General features: G+C 74.1%; 17 protein-coding genes and 1 other RNA gene. 6 read left to right on the forward strand and 12 right to left on the reverse strand.

All coding sequences use genetic code 11. The annotated features are described in order from the left end of the window. Position 1 precedes the first annotated feature (1 nt). Complete coding sequence (locus tag PO879_RS09775) at positions 2–1,204, reverse strand: helix-turn-helix domain containing protein (protein ID WP_278234715.1); 1,203 nt, start codon at positions 1,202–1,204, stop codon at positions 2–4. A gap of 143 nt (positions 1,205–1,347) precedes the next feature. Here PO879_RS09775 and PO879_RS09780 point away from each other — a divergent pair, with 143 nt between their 5' ends. Together PO879_RS09780 and PO879_RS09785 are read left to right on the forward strand one after the other, a co-directional pair. After that, positions 1,348–2,925 (forward strand): long-chain-fatty-acid--CoA ligase, encoded by a 1,578-nt coding sequence (locus PO879_RS09780; protein WP_278234716.1) that lies wholly within the window; start codon positions 1,348–1,350, stop codon positions 2,923–2,925. Between the two features lie 15 nt (positions 2,926–2,940). Beyond that, complete coding sequence (locus tag PO879_RS09785; protein WP_278234717.1) at positions 2,941–3,741, forward strand: DUF429 domain-containing protein; 801 nt, start codon at positions 2,941–2,943, stop codon at positions 3,739–3,741. Between the two features lie 8 nt (positions 3,742–3,749). On the opposite strand, the gene PO879_RS09790 is transcribed toward PO879_RS09785, so the two are convergent. The 4 genes from PO879_RS09790 to glnA all read right to left on the reverse strand — a co-directional run bounded on the left by PO879_RS09790 (position 3,750) and on the right by glnA (position 10,049). Continuing rightward, entirely contained in the window at positions 3,750–4,454 is a 705-nt protein-coding gene (locus PO879_RS09790; RefSeq protein WP_278234718.1) for a haloacid dehalogenase type II, read from the reverse strand. Then, positions 4,444–5,466 (reverse strand): DUF808 domain-containing protein, encoded by a 1,023-nt coding sequence (locus tag PO879_RS09795; RefSeq protein WP_278234719.1) that lies wholly within the window; start codon positions 5,464–5,466, stop codon positions 4,444–4,446. Before PO879_RS09795 ends, PO879_RS09790 begins: the two co-directional genes overlap by 11 nt. A gap of 10 nt (positions 5,467–5,476) precedes the next feature. After that, positions 5,477–8,623: a bifunctional [glutamine synthetase] adenylyltransferase/[glutamine synthetase]-adenylyl-L-tyrosine phosphorylase gene (locus PO879_RS09800; RefSeq protein ID WP_278234720.1), complete on the reverse strand. Its 3,147-nt coding sequence runs from the start codon at positions 8,621–8,623 to the stop codon at positions 5,477–5,479. Positions 8,624–8,711: 88 nt separating this feature from the next. Then, on the reverse strand, positions 8,712–10,049 hold the full coding sequence (gene glnA, locus PO879_RS09805) for a type I glutamate--ammonia ligase (protein ID WP_278234721.1): 1,338 nt from the start codon (positions 10,047–10,049) through the stop codon (positions 8,712–8,714). A 195-nt stretch (positions 10,050–10,244) separates the two neighbouring features. On the opposite strand from glnA, the gene panB reads away from it, so the two are divergent. Then, complete coding sequence (gene panB, locus PO879_RS09810) at positions 10,245–11,057, forward strand: 3-methyl-2-oxobutanoate hydroxymethyltransferase (protein ID WP_278237504.1); 813 nt, start codon at positions 10,245–10,247, stop codon at positions 11,055–11,057. 25 nt (positions 11,058–11,082) lie between these two features. On the opposite strand, the gene PO879_RS09815 is transcribed toward panB, so the two are convergent. Further along, positions 11,083–11,280: an SPOR domain-containing protein gene (locus tag PO879_RS09815; RefSeq protein ID WP_278234722.1), complete on the reverse strand. Its 198-nt coding sequence runs from the start codon at positions 11,278–11,280 to the stop codon at positions 11,083–11,085. 28 nt (positions 11,281–11,308) lie between these two features. Here PO879_RS09815 and ppgK point away from each other — a divergent pair, with 28 nt between their 5' ends. Next, entirely contained in the window at positions 11,309–12,073 is a 765-nt protein-coding gene (ppgK, locus tag PO879_RS09820; RefSeq protein ID WP_278234723.1) for a polyphosphate--glucose phosphotransferase, read from the forward strand. A 66-nt stretch (positions 12,074–12,139) separates the two neighbouring features. Here ppgK and PO879_RS09825 read toward each other — a convergent pair whose 3' ends face one another. The 4 genes from PO879_RS09825 to PO879_RS09840 form a co-directional block, all read right to left on the reverse strand. Next, positions 12,140–12,463, reverse strand: a complete 324-nt coding sequence (locus PO879_RS09825) for an STAS domain-containing protein (RefSeq protein ID WP_278234724.1) — start codon at positions 12,461–12,463, stop codon at positions 12,140–12,142. A gap of 203 nt (positions 12,464–12,666) precedes the next feature. Further along, entirely contained in the window at positions 12,667–13,263 is a 597-nt protein-coding gene (locus tag PO879_RS09830; RefSeq protein ID WP_278234725.1) for a GNAT family N-acetyltransferase, read from the reverse strand. A gap of 58 nt (positions 13,264–13,321) precedes the next feature. Continuing rightward, positions 13,322–13,716, reverse strand: an RNA gene (gene rnpB, locus PO879_RS09835) — RNase P RNA component class A. 24 nt (positions 13,717–13,740) lie between these two features. Then, on the reverse strand, positions 13,741–14,124 hold the full coding sequence (locus PO879_RS09840) for a tautomerase family protein (RefSeq protein ID WP_278234726.1): 384 nt from the start codon (positions 14,122–14,124) through the stop codon (positions 13,741–13,743). 94 nt (positions 14,125–14,218) lie between these two features. On the opposite strand from PO879_RS09840, the gene PO879_RS09845 reads away from it, so the two are divergent. Then, positions 14,219–15,052, forward strand: coding sequence for a peroxide stress protein YaaA (locus tag PO879_RS09845; RefSeq protein WP_278234727.1), 834 nt, complete (start codon positions 14,219–14,221; stop codon positions 15,050–15,052). A 52-nt stretch (positions 15,053–15,104) separates the two neighbouring features. Beyond that, positions 15,105–15,431, forward strand: coding sequence for a TfoX/Sxy family protein (locus tag PO879_RS09850; protein ID WP_278234728.1), 327 nt, complete (start codon positions 15,105–15,107; stop codon positions 15,429–15,431). Positions 15,432–15,446: 15 nt separating this feature from the next. Here the strand turns inward: PO879_RS09850 and PO879_RS09855 are convergent, their stop codons facing one another. Both PO879_RS09855 and PO879_RS09860 read right to left on the reverse strand, forming a co-directional pair. Beyond that, on the reverse strand, positions 15,447–16,130 hold the full coding sequence (locus tag PO879_RS09855) for a histidine phosphatase family protein (RefSeq protein WP_278234729.1): 684 nt from the start codon (positions 16,128–16,130) through the stop codon (positions 15,447–15,449). After that, positions 16,130–16,870 (reverse strand): C4-type zinc ribbon domain-containing protein, encoded by a 741-nt coding sequence (locus PO879_RS09860; protein ID WP_278234730.1) that lies wholly within the window; start codon positions 16,868–16,870, stop codon positions 16,130–16,132. Before PO879_RS09860 ends, PO879_RS09855 begins: the two co-directional genes overlap by 1 nt. Positions 16,871–16,891: the final 21 nt, after the last annotated feature.

The following is a 16,891-nucleotide window of genomic DNA, read 5'->3' on the forward strand; positions in this document are numbered from 1 at the left end:
GTCAGACCCCCAGGGTCGCCTCGAGGACGGGTTCGATCCAGCCCTTGGCGTCCGCCGCGGGCGCGTGCCGCAGCGCCACGCTCAGGTCGGCGACCACGTTGAACCCGGCGTGCACGAGGAACCGCCGCTCGCGGGCGTCGAGCTCCGGGCGGACACGGCCCAGCAGCTCGACCCAGTCGTCGACGTGCGCCCGCTGCAGGCGCCGCAGCCGCCGCTGGTCCTCGGCGTCGAGAGCGCCGACGTCCGCCGTGTACACCTCCATCAGGCCGCGGTCGTCCACGGCGAACCCGATGTAGGCCGTGGCGAGCAGCCGGAGCGCCTCCCGGGGCTCGGTGTACCGCAGCGCGTCCTCCGCGGCCGCGTCGAGCGCCGCGGCCGCGCGCTCGCAGGCCGCCCGCAGGATCTCCGACTTGCCGCTGAAGTGGCGGTACACGCCGGACGGGGTGAGCCCGACGGCCGCCGCGATCTCCTCGATGGTCACGTCGTGGTAGCCGCGCCGCGCGAACATCGCGATGCCGGCCCGGGCCAGCTGGTCGCGGCGTCGCCGGGGCGGCGCGGGAGCCTCCACCTCCTCCGGACCGTCGGCGGGCGCCGGGCCCGCGGTCCGGGCCAGCACCCGCACCGCCGCCTCGCGCAGGAGCACCCCGAGGCGGGCGGCCGGCATCGCGGTGCGGTGCGTCGTGACGCTGGCGACGGCACTCAGGGCCGCGAGCGCCGCGAGGTCGAGCGTCCGGGGGTCCAGGTCGGGCCGGAGCACGGCGCCGGGGCCGGCCAGGCGGCGGCGCAGCGCGGCGAACTCGCCCGCGAGCACCCGGCGGTCCTCGGGCCGCAGGCAGCGGCTCTCCCACCGGTAGATGCTCCCGGTCGACCGCATCGCGAGCGTCGCGCCCACGACGGCGTCCAGCAGGACCTCGAGCTCCTCCTGGGCGGCCGCAGGCGACCGGCCCTGCCCCGCGTCGACGGCGGCGGCCGCGGCGGAGATCCGGTGCACGTGGTCGAGCGCGACCTCGCGGAACAGCTCGTACTTGTTGTCGAAGTGCCGGTACAGGGCTGCCGCCGTGATCCCCACCTCGTCGGCCACGTCCTGCATGGCCACGCGGTGGTACCCCCGTTCGGCGAACGCGACCGCGGCCGCCGCCTCGATGACCTGACGGCGGTCACGGGGTCGCCGCCGGACCGGCGTCGTCGCACGCGTCTCGCTCACGCTGCTCACACTAACCCGCCGGCTTCACCCGGCACACACGGTAGCCATCCGATGTGAATCATGAGTAACATGTTGCTCGAAGGGACGGGGCGGGGCAACGAAGCCCCTCCGTCGAGGGCTCGACGTACAACGAGGTGCAGGTCATGAGCGAAGCCACCAGCGTCATTCCTGCGGCGGTCCGCCGCAACCACTGGATGAACCAGGTCCTGATCCATGCCGGGATGAAGCCGGACGCGACGGCCTTCAAGTACCTGGGCGAGGTGACCACCTGGGCCGACACCGCGCGCCACATGGACACGCTCGCCGCGGCCCTCCAGCGCCGGGGCGTGTCCTTCGGCGACCGCGTGCTGCTGCTGACCCTCAACCACCCCCAGGTGGTCGAGACCGTCTTCGCGGTCAACCGGCTCGGCGCCATCGCGGTGCCGGTCAACGTCCGGCTCTCCCCGGCCGAGATCGCCTACATCGTCGACGACGCCGACGCCGACGTGATCGTCGTCGACCAGCCCCTGGCGCCGCTCGTCGCCGCGGTCGGCCAGTTCACCGACCGCCTGCAGCGGGTGGTCGTCGTCGGCGAGGCCGGCGAGGGCCAGGAGAGCCTGGCCGACCTGCTGGCCGAGGCGCCCGGCGACTTCGAGGCCCCGGACGTCCCCGAGGACACGACCTGCCTGATCATGTACACCTCGGGCACGACGGGCAAGCCCAAGGGCGCGATGCTCGACCACGTCAACATGGCGGCCCAGGCGCTGACCTGTCTGCGGGTCAACGAGATCGTCACGGAGGACGACGTCGCCTTCCTGACCGCTCCGATGTTCCACATCGCGGGCCTGGGCTCCATCGCCCCCAACTTCATCGTCGGCATCCCGACCGTCATGCACCCCCTGGGCGCGTTCGATCCCGTGGCCCTCATCGACGCCTGGGAGCGCGAGCGGGCCACGATCGTCTTCAACGTGCCGCAGCAGTGGCAGGCGATCTGCGCGGTCCCGGGCATCCGGGAGCGCGACCTGCCCCTGCGCGTGATCAGCTGGGGCGCGGCACCGGCGTCGGACAGCCTGCTGCGCACCATGTCGGAGACGTTCCCCGACGCGCTCAACGTCGCGGTGTTCGGCCAGACCGAGCTCTCCCCCATCACCTGCGCGCTGCGCGGCGAGGACGCGCTGCGCAAGCTCGGGTCGGTGGGCCGCCCGATCCCCACGATCGAGACCCGCATCGTGGACGCCGAGCTGCAGGACGTCGCGCCCGGCACGGTCGGCGAGATCGTCTACCGCGGCCCGAACCTCATGAAGGGCTACTGGCGCAAGCCGGCCGAGACCGCCGCCGCCTTCGAGGGCGGCTGGTTCCACTCCGGGGACTTGGTGCGTCAGGACGAGGACGGCTTCGTGTGGGTGGTCGACCGGCTCAAGGACATGATCATCTCCGGCGGGGAGAACGTGTACTGCGCGGAGGTCGAGAACGCGCTCTACGCGCACCCGAAGATCGTCGAGGTCGCCGTCTACGGCCGGGCCGACGAGCGCTGGGGCGAGGTGCCCGTGGCCGCCGTCGTGCTGCGGGAGGGCGAGTCCCTGGAGCTCGCCGAGCTGAAGGACTGGCTGGGCGACCGGCTCGCCCGCTACAAGCAGCCGGCGGACGTCCTGTTCCTGGACGAGCTGCCGCGCAACGCCGCCGGGAAGCTGAACAAGATCTCGCTGCGGCGGAACGACCACCCGGTCGCGGTGGTGTCCTAGCCGCGGGGGTGCACGATGGAGGGACGCGGGTCCGGCCCGCGTCCCGCACCGAGGAGCTGCTCGACCATCACGACGACGCCCGACCTCCTGGCCGCCGGGATCGACCTCTCGGCCGACCCGCGCAAGACCGGCGTGGCGACGATCGCCTGGCACGGCGACGACGCCACCGTCGTCGAGGTCGCCGTGGGCCGGCACGACGACGCCGCGCTGTGCGAGGTCGTCCGCGCGGCCGGGACCACGGGCGTCGACTGCCCGATCGGGTGGCCCGACGCGTTCGTGGACTACGTGGTCGCGCACCGTGCCGGCGGGCACGACCTGGAGATTCCCGAGACCCGCAGGCCGCTGACCTACCGGGCGACCGACCTGCACGTGTGGCGACGGACGGGCGTGCGACCGCTCGCCGTCTCGGCCGAGCGGATCGGCTCTGCCGCGATGCGCTGCGCGGCCCTGCTGGCGACGCTCGCCCGGTCCGGGACCCTCGTCGACCGCGCGGGCGGCGGTCCCGTCCTCGAGGTGTACCCGGCGGCGTCCCTGAAGATCTGGGGGCTGCCGCACCGCGGGTACAAGGGACGCGACCCGGCGGCCCGCCAGGTGCGCGAGCGGCTCGTCGACGCGGTGGCGACCACGTTCCCCTGGCTCGACCTCGCGGGGTTCGCGCAGGACTGCCGCGACTCCGACGACGCCCTCGACGCCGTGCTGTGCGCCGTGATCGCGGGTCTCGCCCACCGCGGCCGGTGCGAGCGGGTGCCGGAGGAGCTGCGGGACACGGCGTCGCGCGAGGGGTGGATCGTGCTGCCGCTCGACGCGTCGGTCTGACGCGGCTCTCACCGCGACGGCACGACCAGCGCGTCCGCCAGGTCGAGGAGCGAGGCCGCCTCGACGTCGGCCGGGGCGAAGTGAGCGGGGTAGGCGGCTCCGGTGCGGTTGATCCACGCGGTCCGCAGACCGGCCCGCCGAGCCCCCTCGACGTCCCAGGGATGGACGGCGACGAGCATCGCGTGCTCGGCGGCGACGCCCGTGGTCGACAGCGCGTGGGCGTACGCGCGCGCGTCGGGCTTCCATGCCTCCGTGTCGGTGACCGCGAGGCAGTCCTCGACGACACGCTCCGCCGGGGTGTCGCGGAGCAGCGCGCGGGCCACGTCCGCGGACCCGTTGCTGAGGGCCACCAGCCGGCAGCCCCGCCGCGCCAGGGCGAGGAGTCCGGGCACGACGTCGAGATGGGTGCCGAGCGCGGCGAAGCGCGCCATGACGTGCGCGGCGCCGCCGGCGGGGTCGGGGCTCCCGGCGGCCGCCAGGCGGGCCCGCAGGGCCGAGTCCGCGACCTCCGCGAACCGCGGGTTGTCACCGAGCACGGTGAGGGCGAAGGCGTCCCGGAGCACACCGGCGAACCACGCCTCCGTGTCGTGCGCGGGCAGGCCCACGTCGGCGAAGGCCTCGCCCAGGGGTGCGAGGTCGGACAGGGTCTCGTTGACGTCGAGGACGACCAGCTCGGGGCGGACCGGCGCGGCGGTGCCGGGCTCAGTGCTCATCGGGCCGGCCCCCACCGGGGTGCGCCGTCCCGCCGTCGGCGGCGACGTCCGCACCGTGCCCCACGGGCTCGTCGCGCGGGTCGTCGTCGTGGCCGAACGGCAGCAGGTGCATCACGGCCACGGCCACGGCCCCGACGACGAGCCCGATCACCGCCGAGCACAGCGTGTTGAAGCACCAGGCGAGGAACCCGCCGATCCCCGGCACCGCGGCGGCGATCGCCTCCTCGCCGTGGTGGACCAGGTCGTACAGGCCGTGCCAGCCGAGCTCGTCGACGCCGACCAGCAGGATGTGCCCGCCGACCCACAGCATCGCGACCGTGCCCACGACGGAGATCGCCGCGAGCACCTTCGGCATGCCGGTCACCAGGGCGCGCCCGACGCGCTGCGCGACGTCGGACTCCCGCTGGGCGAGGGAGAGCCCGACGTCGTCCATCTTCACGATGAGCGCCACCACGCCGTAGACGATCACCGTGATCACCAGGGCCACCACGAGCAGGATCGCCAGCCGCGCCCAGAACCCCTCGTCGGCGACCTCGTCCAGGGCGATGACCATGATCTCGGCGGACAGGATGAGGTCGGTGCGGATCGCCCCGGCCACGAGCGTCTTCTCGGCCTCCGGGCCGACGGCGGCGGCCGGTTTCTGGTGGTCGGTGTGGCCGCGCACGCGCCGCCAGATCTTCTCGGCCCCCTCGAAGGCGAGATAGGTGCCGCCGAGCATGAGGATCGGGGTCAGCAGCCACGGCAGCCACTCGCTGAGCACCAGCGCGATCGGCAGGATGACGAGGACCTTGTTGCGGATCGACCCCCAGGCGATCTTCTTGACGATCGGCAGCTCCCGGTCGGCGGCGACCCCGTGCACGTACTGCGGCGTGACGGCCGTGTCGTCGACCACCACGCCGGCCGCCTTGGCCGTCGCGCGCCCGGCCGCCGCGCCGACGTCGTCCAGGGAGGCCGCCGCCAGCTTGGCGATCGCCGCGATGTCGTCCAGGAGCCCCAGCAGACCTGCGCTCATCGTGTGCTCCTCAGTCCTCGCCGTAGACGAGGCGCTCCATCACGGTGCGGGCCCGCCGGGCGTGCCGCAGGTACAGCTCCTCCAGCTCCTGGCCGGTGTCCACGTCGCCGAGCAGCCGCGCCAGCCCGCTCAGCGCCCAGGCGTCCGCCGGCAGGACGTCCGCCCGCGGGCCCCCGACCTTGCCGGACCACAGCACCAGCGCCGACCGCAGCCGGGAGGCGAGCAGCCACGCCTCGAGCAGGCAGTCCGCGTCCTCGGCCTCGACCAGGCCGGCCTCCTGCGCCGCGGTCAGCGCGGAGACTGTCTCCGTGGTGCGCAGCCCGGGCACCTCGTGGGCGTGCTGGAGCTGCAGCAGCTGCACCGTCCACTCGACGTCGGCCACTCCCCCGCGGCCCAGCTTCAGGTGCCGGCTGGGGTCGGTGCCGCGCGGCAGCCGCTCGGACTCGACGCGTGCCTTGATCCGCCGCACCTCGCGCAGCTTGGGCTCGGAGAACCCGCCGGACGGGTAGCGCAGCGGGTCGACGATCGCGGCGAACCGCTCGGCGAGGTCGCGCGCCGATCCCTCGGCGCCCGCCACCGGCCGGGCCCGCAGCAGCGCCTGCTGCTCCCACACGCTGGACCAGCGCTCGTAGTACTCGGCGTAGGAGGCCATCGTGCGCACCAGAGCGCCCTGGCGGCCCTCGGGACGCAGGTCGGCGTCCACCGGCAGCGACGGCTCGGGCCCGACGGCGGAGAGCATCTTCTGCAGCGTCCGCGCGGTCAGCAGGGCGAAGTCGTGGGCGTGCTTCTCCTCGACGCCGGGCAGCGGGTCGTGGACGAACATCACGTCCGCGTCGGAGCCGTAGCCCATCTCCCGGCCGCCGAGGCGCCCCATGGCGACCACGAGCATGCGCGTCGGGTTGGCCGCCGGGTCGGGGCCGAGGCCCATCTCGGCGCGTGCCGCGTACTCGGCCACGCGCAGCCCGCCGACGAGCACCATGTCCGCGGCGTCGGAGATGGCGGCCTGCGCCTGGACGGGGTCGAGCACGCCGAGCACCTCGCCCGCGCCGGTGCGGGCGAGCTCGCGACGGCGCAGGGCCCGCAGCTTCGTGGCCGCCGGCCCGGGGTCGTCCGACCGGGTCAGGACGGCGTCCGCCTCGGCGGCGAGCCGCTCCGGGCCTCGCGGCTCGAGCCGCGAGGTGTCGGCCAGCCACTGCACCGACTCGGGCGACCGGGACAGCGCCTCGGCGAGGTAGCGCGACGACGACAGCAGCTGGGCGAGGTGGTAGGCCGCGTTGCCGGAGTCGCGCAGCAGCCGCAGGTACCAGGGGGTCGACCCGAGGTTCTCGGACAGCTTGCGGAAGGCCAGCAGCCCGGCGTCCGGGTCGGCTCCCTCGGCGAACCAGCCGAGCATGACCGGCAGGAGCTGGCGCTGCAGCTTGGCGCGGCGCGAGGTGCCCTCGGTGAGGGCGACGACGTGCCGCATCGCGCCGTCGGGGTCGCGGTAGCCGATCGCGGCGAACCGGGCCCGCGCGGCCTCGGGGGCGAGCGAGAGCTCGTCCTCCGAGAGCTGCGCCCAGGCCGGCAGCAGCGGGCGGTAGAAGACGGCCTCGTGCAGGGCGCGCACCTCGCGGCGGGTGTCCCGCCACCGCTTGCGCAGGTCGTCGGCACCCTGGCCGCGCATCCCCAGCGACCGGGCCAGGCGCCGCAGGTCGTCGTCGTCCGTGGGCAGCAGGTGGGTGCGCTTGAGCCGGAAGAGCTGGACCCGGTGCTCCAGGGACCGCGAGAACCGGTAGCACGCGCTCATCTTCGTGGCGTGCTCGCGGCCCACGTAGCCCCCGGCGGCCAGCGCGGCGAGCGCCGCGAAGGTGTTGCCGGCGTGGATCGTGTCGTCGGTGCGCCCGTGCACGAGCTGCAGGAGCTGGACGGTGAACTCCACGTCCCGCAGCCCGCCCTTGCCGAGCTTGATCTGCCGGTCCGCCTCGGCGTTGGGCACGTGCGCCTCGACCCGGCGCCGCATCGCCTGGGCGTCCTCGACGAAGTGGTCCCGGTTGGCGGCGGCCCACACGAACGGGTCGAGGGCCTCGCGGTAGGCGGTGCCGAGCGCGACGTCGCCGGCGACCGGGCGGGCCTTGAGCAGGGCCTGGAACTCCCAGGTCTCGGCCCAGCGCTCGTAGTAGGCGACGTGGCTCTCCAGGGACCGCACCAGCGGCCCCTGCTTGCCCTCGGGACGCAGGGCGGCGTCGACCTCCCACAGGGCCGGCTCCAGCGAGGTCCCGCCGCAGACCTTCTGCAGCCGGGTGGCGAGCTGGGTCCCGGTCCGCATGGCCGTGGGCTCGTCCACCAGGGGTTCGCCGTCGTCGCCGGTGGCGGGCTCGCACACGTAGACGACGTCGACGTCGGAGACGTAGTTCAGCTCGCGCCCGCCGGTCTTGCCCATCCCGATCACCGACAGCCGGGCACCGGCGCCGTGGTCGGGCAGCTGGGAGCGCGCGACGGCCAGCGCGGCCTCCAGCGCCCCGGAGGCCAGGTCGGCCAGCGCCGCGGCGACGTCGGGCAGGGTGGCCGACGGGTCGGGGGCGGTCAGGTCGGTGGCCGCGATGCGCAGCAGCCGCTCGCGATAGGCGCGCCGCAGGGCGTCGGTCGCGGTGGGGGCGTCGGTGTCGGGCCAGCCCGATTCCCCGTCGCCGGCCGCCTGCTCGGCGGCCACCGGGGCGACCGCCTCGGGATCCGCCCCGACGGCGCGCAGCAGCTCGGCCCGGACGTCGGCCGGGTCGACCCCGAGGCCGCCGTCGCCGTCGCCGAGCACGTCCAGCAGCGCCGGACGCCGCACGATCTCGTCGCCGAGCGCCGAGGACGCCCCGAGCACCGCGAGCAGCCGTCCGCGCGCGACACCGTCGGCCGACCGGGTGTCCGCGGCGAGCAGCCGCTCGACGGTCCGCTCGGCGGCGGGCACGGCGGCCAGCCGCACGAGCTGCAGCAGCGCCATGTCGGGGTCGGCCGTGACGCCGAGCGCCTGCAGCACCGCGTCTCCCCCGCCGTCGTCGGCGGGGAGGCGGCGCTGCAGCTCCGCGTCGTCCCAGAGCGTCGCCGACCGCGTCAGGTCGGCGAACCCGGCCCGGAGCAGCCTCCGGGTCGGGGTCTGCGGTCTACCGGTTCCGGAGGTCGTCGAGCTCACAGGTCGACCCTAGCCGCCGACGCCGCGCCGCGGGATCCCCGTCCGGCCGTCGGAGGAGATCCCGCGGAGGAACACCGGACGCAGCGGCTCAGAGGAACTGCAGCGAGGCCTTGAGCTCGTAGGGGGTGACCTGGGAGCGGTAGGCATCCCACTCGTTGCGCTTGTTCTTCAGCACGTAGTCGAACACGTGCTCGCCGAGGGTCTCGGCCACGAGCTCGGAGGACTCCATCAGCTCGACGGCCTCGTCGAGCGACTCCGGCAGCGGCGCGATGCCGAGCGCGCGGCGCTCCGCCCCGGTGAGCTCCCAGACGTCGTCCTCGGTGGCCTCGGGCAGCTCGTACCCCTCCTCGATGCCCTTCATCCCGGCGGCCAGCAGCACCGCGAACGCGAGGTAGGGGTTCGTCGCCGAGTCCAGCGCCCGGTACTCGATCCGCGACGAGTTGCCCTTGCCCGGCTTGTACATCGGGACGCGCACCAGGGCCGAGCGGTTGTTGTGCCCCCAGCAGATGTAGCTCGGCGCCTCGGCGCCGCCCCACAGCCGCTTGTAGGAGTTCACGTGCTGGTTCGTCACCGCGGTGATCTCGCCGGCGTGCACGAGCAGGCCCGCGATGAACTGCCGGCCGGTCTTGGACAGCTCGAACTGCGCACCCGGCTCGTGGAAGGCGTTGTGGTCCTCCTCGAACAGCGACATGTGGGTGTGCATGCCCGAACCCGGCTGGTCGGCGAACGGCTTCGGCATGAAGGAGGCGAAGACGCCCTGCTCGAGCGCGACCTCCTTGACCACGGTGCGGAAGGTCATGAGGTTGTCCGCGGTGGTCAGCGCGTCGGCGTAGCGCAGGTCGATCTCGTTCTGCCCCGGACCGGCCTCGTGGTGGGAGAACTCCACCGAGATGCCCATCGACTCGAGCATCGAGATCGCCGCGCGGCGGAAGTCGTGCGTGCTGCCGCGGGCGAGGTGGTCGAAGTAGCCGCCCTCGTCGACCGGCACCAGGGGGCCCTCCGCGGAGGCCATCTGGTTGAAGAGGTAGAACTCGACCTCGGGGTGGGTGTAGAAGGTGAACCCCTTGTCGCCGGCCTTGGCCAGCGTGCGCTTGAGCACGTTGCGCGAGTCGGCGCGCGACGGCTCGCCCTCGGGGGTGAGCAGGTCGCAGAACATGCGACCGGTGCCGTGGCGCTCGCCGCGCCACGGCAGCACCTGGAACGTCGTGGGGTCGGGCTTGGCGATCATGTCCGCCTCGTAGACCCGGGTCAGACCCTCGATCGCGCTGCCGTCGAAGCCGATGCCCTCGACGAAGGCCTGCTCGAGCTCCGCCGGCGCCACCGCCACGGACTTGAGCACCCCCAGCACGTCGGTGAACCAGAGTCGGATGAAGCGGATGTCGCGCTCCTCGACCGTGCGAAGCACGAACTCCTGCTGCCTGTCCATGACCTCATCCTGCCCGATACCTGTTAACCATGGGTGACGGACTGCGCACAGTCCGTCGCATCGGCCGAGGACCAGGGCCTCGGCCGGCCGTCGCCTACGCTATCGACCATGGAACCAGCAGGCCACAACCCCTCGGCCACCACCGCTGACAACTCCGCTGTGAGGTCGGTCACCGGCGACGACGCCCCGGCCGGTATCGCCGGCGGCGCCCGCCGCGTCCGCGTCCACCACCTGCAGCGCGCGAAGGAGCGCGGCGAGCGCATCACGATGCTCACCGCCTACGACGCCACGACGGCCGCGATCCTCGACGCGGCCGGCGTCGACACCCTGCTCGTGGGCGACTCGATCGGCAACACGATGCTCGGGCACGCCACCACCCTGCCGGTCACCCTGGACGACATGGTCCGGGCCGGCCGGGCGGTGGCCTCGGCGACGCGGCACGCGTGGGTCGTCGTCGACCTGCCCTTCGGCAGCTACGAGGCCGGCCCGGAGCAGGCCCTGGCCTCGGCGGTACGGGTGATGAAGGAGACCGGCGCCTCGGCCGTGAAGCTCGAGGGCGGACGGCGTTCGGCGGCGCAGATCCGCGCGATCACCGACGCCGGGATCCCCGTGGTCGGTCACCTCGGCTACACCCCGCAGTCGGAGAACGTCCTCGGCGGCCCCCGCGTGCAGGGCCGCGGGGACGACTCGGCCGAGGAGCTGAGCCAGGACGCCCTCGCCGTCCAGGAGGCCGGCGCCGTGGCGGTCGTGCTGGAGATGGTGCCGCGCGAGGTCGCGGCCCGCATCACCGAGTTCCTCGTCATCCCCACGATCGGCATCGGCGCCGGTCCGGAGGTCGACGGCCAGGTGCTCGTGTGGACGGACATGGCGGGGATGACCGACTGGTCCCCGCGCTTCGCCCGCCGCTACGCCGAGCTCGGCCGGGCGCTGCAGCAGGCGGCGGCCGACTTCGCCGCCGAGGTCCGCGACGGCGCCTTCCCCGCGGACGAGCACACCTTCGACCAGTGACGAGCGGCCGGCGGCGCTGCCGGTGTCAGCGCCGCCAGTCCTCGTCCTCGGCGTCCCACGCCTCGTTGCGGCGCTCGGCGTTCTCCAGGGCGTGCTCGGCGGCCTCGCGGGTCGGGTAGGGCCCCAGCAGGTGGGTCCAGCTCGACTTCTCCGTCGAGGTCTCCACCTGCCCGGTCTCGGTGTTGTACCAATACTGCGTGCGACCGGTGCTGTACTCGCTCATGACACGATCCTGCCGCAAGATGGGGTCCATGGCTGAGCAGAACGACCATCAGGTGGCCTTCGGCATCGACATCGGCGGTTCGGGCATCAAGGGCGCTCCCGTGGACCTGGCCACGGGTGAGTTCGCCGCCGACCGGCTGCGGATCCCCACCCCCGACAAGTCCACGCCGGAGGCGGTCGTCGAGGTGCTCGCCGAGCTCGTCGGCAGCTTCGACCTGCCCGACGACGCACCGATCGGCGTCGCGTTCCCGGCGCCGCTGGACCACGGGGTCGTGCGGTTCATCGCGAACCTGCACAAGTCCTGGAAGGGCGTCGACCTGCCCGCGCTGGTGCGCGAGGCGACCGGGCACGAGGTCGTGGCCGTCAACGACGCCGACGCCGCCGGCGTCGGCGAGGACCGCTACGGCGCGGCGGCGGGCAAGGACGGCGTGGTCCTGATGGCGACGCTGGGCACCGGGATCGGCTCGGCGCTCCTCGTGGACGGTGTCCTCGTGCCGAACACGGAGCTCGGCCACCTGGAGATCGACGGCCACGACGCCGAGACGAAGGCGTCCGAGGCCGCCCGCGACCGCGAGGACCTGTCGTGGGAGAAGTGGGCGAAGCGGCTGCAGCGCTACTTCTCCACGGTCGAGATGCTCCTGTCCCCCGACCTCATCGTGGTCGGCGGCGGCGTGAGCAAGCACCACAAGAAGTTCCTGCCGCTGCTCGACCTGCGCGCCGAGATCGTCCCGGCCACCCTGCGCAACCGGGCCGGGATCGTCGGCGCGGCCTCCCTCGCGGCCCGCCCGCACTGACCCGACGCACGACGACGCCGCGCCGCCCGGACCAGGGCGACGCGGCGTCGGTGTCGGGGTCGGGGATCAGCCGGCGACGGGCACGTGCACGTGCAGCGTGCCCAGCGCCCTGCTGACGACGGACGGCGGGTCGTGCAACGTGACCGAGAGCCCCTCGTCCTGCCCGATGCGGCAGAGCTGGACGAGGAAGGCGATACCCGCGGAGTCGAGGAAGGTCACCTCGGAGGCGTCCACGACCACGGGCAGGTCTCGCTGGAACGCCCCGGCCAGCGCGGCCGAGGCTTCGTCGCGCAGGGCGATGTCGATCTCGCCCCACAGGGTCACCACACTGGCCTCGGGAGCCTCGTTCAAGACGATCCCACCGGCCCGAACCTCATGCGTGAGGGTCACTGTGCCACCTTCGTCCCTGGTGTCCTCGCCCCCTGCGTGCCGCGGCGCGACACCGGCGTTCAGGACTCGCGACCTCGTCGTCGCGATGCCGCCAACCTACACCACAACCCCCGTCGGGTGAAGTCGAACACAGAGCATTCCTTGACCGAACATTCACGATTCCATCATGTCCGGCCGGAGGGCGGGGTGCGGGCCGTCCCTCCTCAGAGCTCGATCCGCATCACCCGGCGGCGCGACGTCGGCGCCGCGACCTCGCTCAGCCCCGCCGCCGCGAACACCTGCGGCACACCGACGCTCGCCTCGTCCCAGATCACCTCGCCACCGTCCGCGGCGACGATCGGATACCCCTCCAGCGCCCGCGCGCCCCGGGCCCGTGCCAGGTCGACGGCGCAGCGCGCCAGCTCGTACATCAGCCCCTGGCCGCGGAACCCCGCGCGGACGACGAAGCACGCCGCGAGCCACACGCCGTCGTCGTCGCGATCCTCGTGGCGGCCGCGCCAGGCCACCGGGCTGCGCCCGTAGTAGCGGCGGTAGGTGGGTCGTGGACCGACGGCGACCCAGCCGGCCGGGTCCTCGTCGACGTACAGCACGACGCCGCTGGTCACCGGCGAGTCCGGGTCGCCGGCGCAGGTCAGCTCGGCCAGCCGGAGCCGACGCTCCTCGAGGGGCATGAACCACCAGTCCCGGTCGCCGAGCACCTGGCGCTGGCACTGGCACCGCCCGGCCTGCGAGGTGCCCAGCACCGTCTGCAGGTCCTCGAACGGGACCTCGTCGGCCGGTCGTGCGGTCAGCGTCGCCACGCACCGAGGCTACGAGAAGGGTCCGACGCTCGCCGCCGGGGGCGGCGGGCGTCGGAGGCGGACGAGCCGGTCTGTACGCCGGGTTCTGTTCCCGCGCCGGGTCACCCCTGCGCGGGCGACGGTCATCCATCTAGGACCTGCGTCGCCGCAGGCCTCCAGCGGTCTACCCGACTGCGCTCCTCCGGAGAGGATCGGGCGGGCCGCCCTCGAACACAGTCTGTCCGACCTTGCTCCTGGTGGGGTTTACCGAGCCGTGCCCGTCACCGGGCACGCTGGTGGTCTCTTACACCACCGTTTCACCCTCACCCGCGCGCCGAGGCGCACGGGCGGTCTGTTTTCTGTGGCACTGTCCCGCGGGTCACCCCGGGTGGCCGTTAGCCACCACCATGCCCTGCGGAGCCCGGACGTTCCTCGGCACCGCCGCAGCGGTGACGCGACCGTCCGACCGACTCGTCCGCGTGGCCAGGATACCCGGACTCAGACCTCCACCGGGTACGTCAGGACCAGCTCGTCGGCCGACCGCCCCCGGATCCCCCAGTTCTCCGGCCGGCTCTCGAGGATGACGACCTCCAGGTCGTCGTCCGCGATCCCCAGGGCCGGGGCGACGTCGTCGTACATCGCCCGCACGAGCGCCCTCTTGGCGGTGGTGGACCGCCCGGAGAAGCACACGACCTCGATCACGAGGTACGCCGCCGACCGCGGCGCGACCAGGTCGCCGTCCTCGAGCAGCAGGAACCGGTGGAACCTCTTGTCCTCGGGGATCCGCCAGGCTCCCACGAGCGCCGCGTGCACGGCGTCGGACACCTCCCCGCGGCGATCGCCCCAGACGGTCCGGTTCCCGTAGATCTTCACCTGCGCCATGACGGGACCGTACCGCCCCGGCGACGGTCCGTCAGCAGGCGGTCGGCCGGAAGCGTGCACGAACGATCGCCGGACGACGACCTAGGGTGTCCGAGTGCTGATCTGCCTGCCGCCCTCCGAGGGCAAGACCCCCGCGCCCGTCGACGGCGCCCCCGCCGACCTGGCCACGCTCACGGCCCCGGGGCTCACCGCGCAGCGCGAGACCGTCCTGGACGCCCTCGCCGACGCCAGCGCCCGCGAGGACGCCACCACCGTGCTCAAGGTCGGGACGAGCCTGGCCGACGAGGTCGCCCGGAACACCCGGCTGCGCTCCGCTCCCGCGGCCCCGGCGACCGAGGTCTACACCGGCGTCCTGTACGCGGCAGCCGGTCTCGGGGACCTGTCGGTCGAGGCGGCCGCCCGGGCGGCCGCCGACGTCCTGGTCTTCTCCGGGCTGTGGGGCGTCGTCGCCCCGACCGACCGGATCCCCGCCTACCGGCTCTCCATGGGCGTGTCCCTGCCCGGCGTCGGCGGGCTGGCCGCCGCGTGGCGGCCCCACCTGGAGGCCGCCCTGGCCGAGCGGGCCGCCGGGGACGTCGTCGTCGACTGCCGCTCGGCGGCCTACGTCTCCGCCTGGAAGCCCGCCACCACCGGCGACGGCGCGGCGGACTGGGTCACGATCCGCGTGGTGCGCGAGACCGACGGCGTGCGCTCGGTCGTCTCGCACCACGCCAAGCACACGCGCGGGGTGCTGACCGGCCACCTGCTGCGCCGCCCGGGGCCGCCCCCGACGTCGGCGGCCGAGCTGCTGGCGGCCGCCCGCGAGCTCGACGGCACGGTGATCGGCACCGAGGCCGGCACCGGCCTGAGCTACCGCATGCTGGCGGCCGAGCTGCACGAGGCCACCGGCCCGCGCCGCCCGCACACGCTGGAGCTCGTCATCTCCTGAGCGCCCGCCCCCCGCCCGAGCGGGACGCCCCCGATCGACGCAGACTGGCGCCATGGCGTACGACGAGGAGCTGGCCGACCGGGTCCGGGAGTCCCTGTCGCCCCGGGACGGCCTGACCGAGCGGAAGATGTTCGGCGGCATCGCCTTCATGCTGTCGGGGAACATGGCGGCCGGGGTCCTGCGGGACGAGCTGATGGTGCGCGTGGGCCCCGACGGGTACGACGCGGCGCTGGCCGACGGGGCCGCCCCGATGACGATGGGCGAGCGGACGATGGGCGGCTTCGTGACGGTGGGCGCCGACCAGGTCGCCGACCCCGCGACGCTGGACGCCTGGGTCGCCCGGGGCGCCGACCACGCCGCCGCACTGCCGCCGAAGTGAGCCTGCTCGCGCCGGTCAGTCCGCGGCAGGGTGCCCGACGGCGGTGACCTCGCGGTCGCCGTCGGCCCAGAGGCGCACGATCGACAGCGAGCACGGGGGCACCCGGAGCCGTCCCCACCCGGCCGGCGGCGCGTCCAGCGCCCGTCCGACCACGGAGCGGATCACCGCGGCGTGCGCGACGACGACCGTGGTGCGACCGACCGTCCCGGCGGCCAGCTCGTCGACGGCCGGACCGACCCGCTCGCCCAGGTCCGCGTACGACTCCCCGTCCGGCGGGGCGAAGGATCCGCTCGTGACCCACTTGGCCAGGTCGCCCGGCCAGGACTCCTCGACCTGCTGCGGGGTCAACGACTCCCAGGCTCCGAACCGCACCTCGGCGAAGCGGTCGTCCGTCGCCACGTGCACGCCCAGCCGGCGGCCGATGGCCGCGGCCGTCTCCTGGGTGCGCACCATCGGCGAGGCCACCAGCAGCTCGGGGCGTGCGAGGTCGGCCCACCGCTCGGTGCCCAGCCGGAAGACGGCGTCCGCCGCCTGGGCCGCCTGACGCCGTCCGACCGTGGTCAGGGACGGACCGGGCACGTCGCCGCCGGACAGCGCGCCGACCTCGGTCAACGGCGTCACGCCGTGCCGGACCAGGACGAGGGTCGCCGGCACCGCGCCGTCGTAGCGGGCCAGGGCTCCGGACGCGGGCCTGCGCATCAGGAGCCGTCGGGGTCGCGCACGAGGATCCGCCCGCACTCCTCGCAGCGCACCACCTGCTCGGGGGCCGCGCCGCGTGCCGCGGCCAGGTCGCCGGGGTTGAGCTCGAGGCGGCAGCCCTCGCACCGGTTGCCCCGCAGGGCGGCGGCGCCCAGCCCGCCGAGCTGGCTGCGCAGGCGGTCGTAGAGGGTCACCAGGCCGGCGTCGAGGCCGTCGGCGAGGCGGGCCCGCTCGGCCTTGACCTCGCGCGCCTCCGCGTCGATCTCGGCGAACGCGGCGTCGCGCTCCCCGGCCGCCTTCTCCTGGGCCGCGACCAGCTCGCCGTGGGCGGCCTCCACCTGGGCCAGCGACTCCTGGTGGGCCTCGAGCCGCTCCATGATCTCCAGCTCGGCCTCCTCCAGGACGTTCTGGCGGCGGGCGAGCGACTCGAGCTCGCTGACCACGGCCTGGGCGTCCTTGGCACCGAGCGCACCCGAGTCGAGCCGCTGCTGATCCCTGGTGGCACGCGTGCGCACCTGCTCGACGTCGACCTCGGCCTTGGTGACCTCGCGCTCGAGGTCCGCCACGGCGGTCCGCGAGTCGACGAGCGAGGAGTGCAGGTCCGCGAGCCGGTCGTCGAGCTCGGCGAGGGTGGTCAGCGAGGGGTGCTTACGGCGCTGGTGCGCGAGCTGCTGGAGCTTGGTGTCCAGCGCCTGGACCTGGAGCAGACGACGCTGGTCCTCGACGGGTGCGGTAGCCATGGACGGGGTCCTCTCGGTCTG

Source organism: Isoptericola sp. AK164, assembly GCF_029643425.1.
Lineage (GTDB): Bacteria > Actinomycetota > Actinomycetes > Actinomycetales > Cellulomonadaceae > Isoptericola > Isoptericola haloaureus.

Bases quoted from the DNA above. Each gene is read 5' to 3' on its own strand.
- PO879_RS09795 (WP_278234719.1), bottom strand. From the start codon at position 5,466: ATGAGCGCAGGTCTGCTGGGGCTCCTGGACGACATCGCGGCGATCGCC.
- glnA (WP_278234721.1), bottom strand. From the start codon at position 10,049: ATGGACAGGCAGCAGGAGTTCGTGCTTCGCACGGTCGAGGAGCGCGAC.
- ppgK (WP_278234723.1), top strand. From the start codon at position 11,309: ATGGCTGAGCAGAACGACCATCAGGTGGCCTTCGGCATCGACATCGGC.
- PO879_RS09785 (WP_278234717.1), top strand. From the start codon at position 2,941: ATGGAGGGACGCGGGTCCGGCCCGCGTCCCGCACCGAGGAGCTGCTCG.
- PO879_RS09790 (WP_278234718.1), bottom strand. From the start codon at position 4,454: ATGAGCACTGAGCCCGGCACCGCCGCGCCGGTCCGCCCCGAGCTGGTC.
- PO879_RS09840 (WP_278234726.1), bottom strand. From the start codon at position 14,124: ATGGCGCAGGTGAAGATCTACGGGAACCGGACCGTCTGGGGCGATCGC.
- PO879_RS09815 (WP_278234722.1), bottom strand. From the start codon at position 11,280: ATGAGCGAGTACAGCACCGGTCGCACGCAGTATTGGTACAACACCGAG.
- PO879_RS09860 (WP_278234730.1), bottom strand. From the start codon at position 16,870: ATGGCTACCGCACCCGTCGAGGACCAGCGTCGTCTGCTCCAGGTCCAG.
- PO879_RS09780 (WP_278234716.1), top strand. From the start codon at position 1,348: ATGAGCGAAGCCACCAGCGTCATTCCTGCGGCGGTCCGCCGCAACCAC.
- PO879_RS09855 (WP_278234729.1), bottom strand. From the start codon at position 16,130: ATGCGCAGGCCCGCGTCCGGAGCCCTGGCCCGCTACGACGGCGCGGTG.
- PO879_RS09850 (WP_278234728.1), top strand. From the start codon at position 15,105: ATGGCGTACGACGAGGAGCTGGCCGACCGGGTCCGGGAGTCCCTGTCG.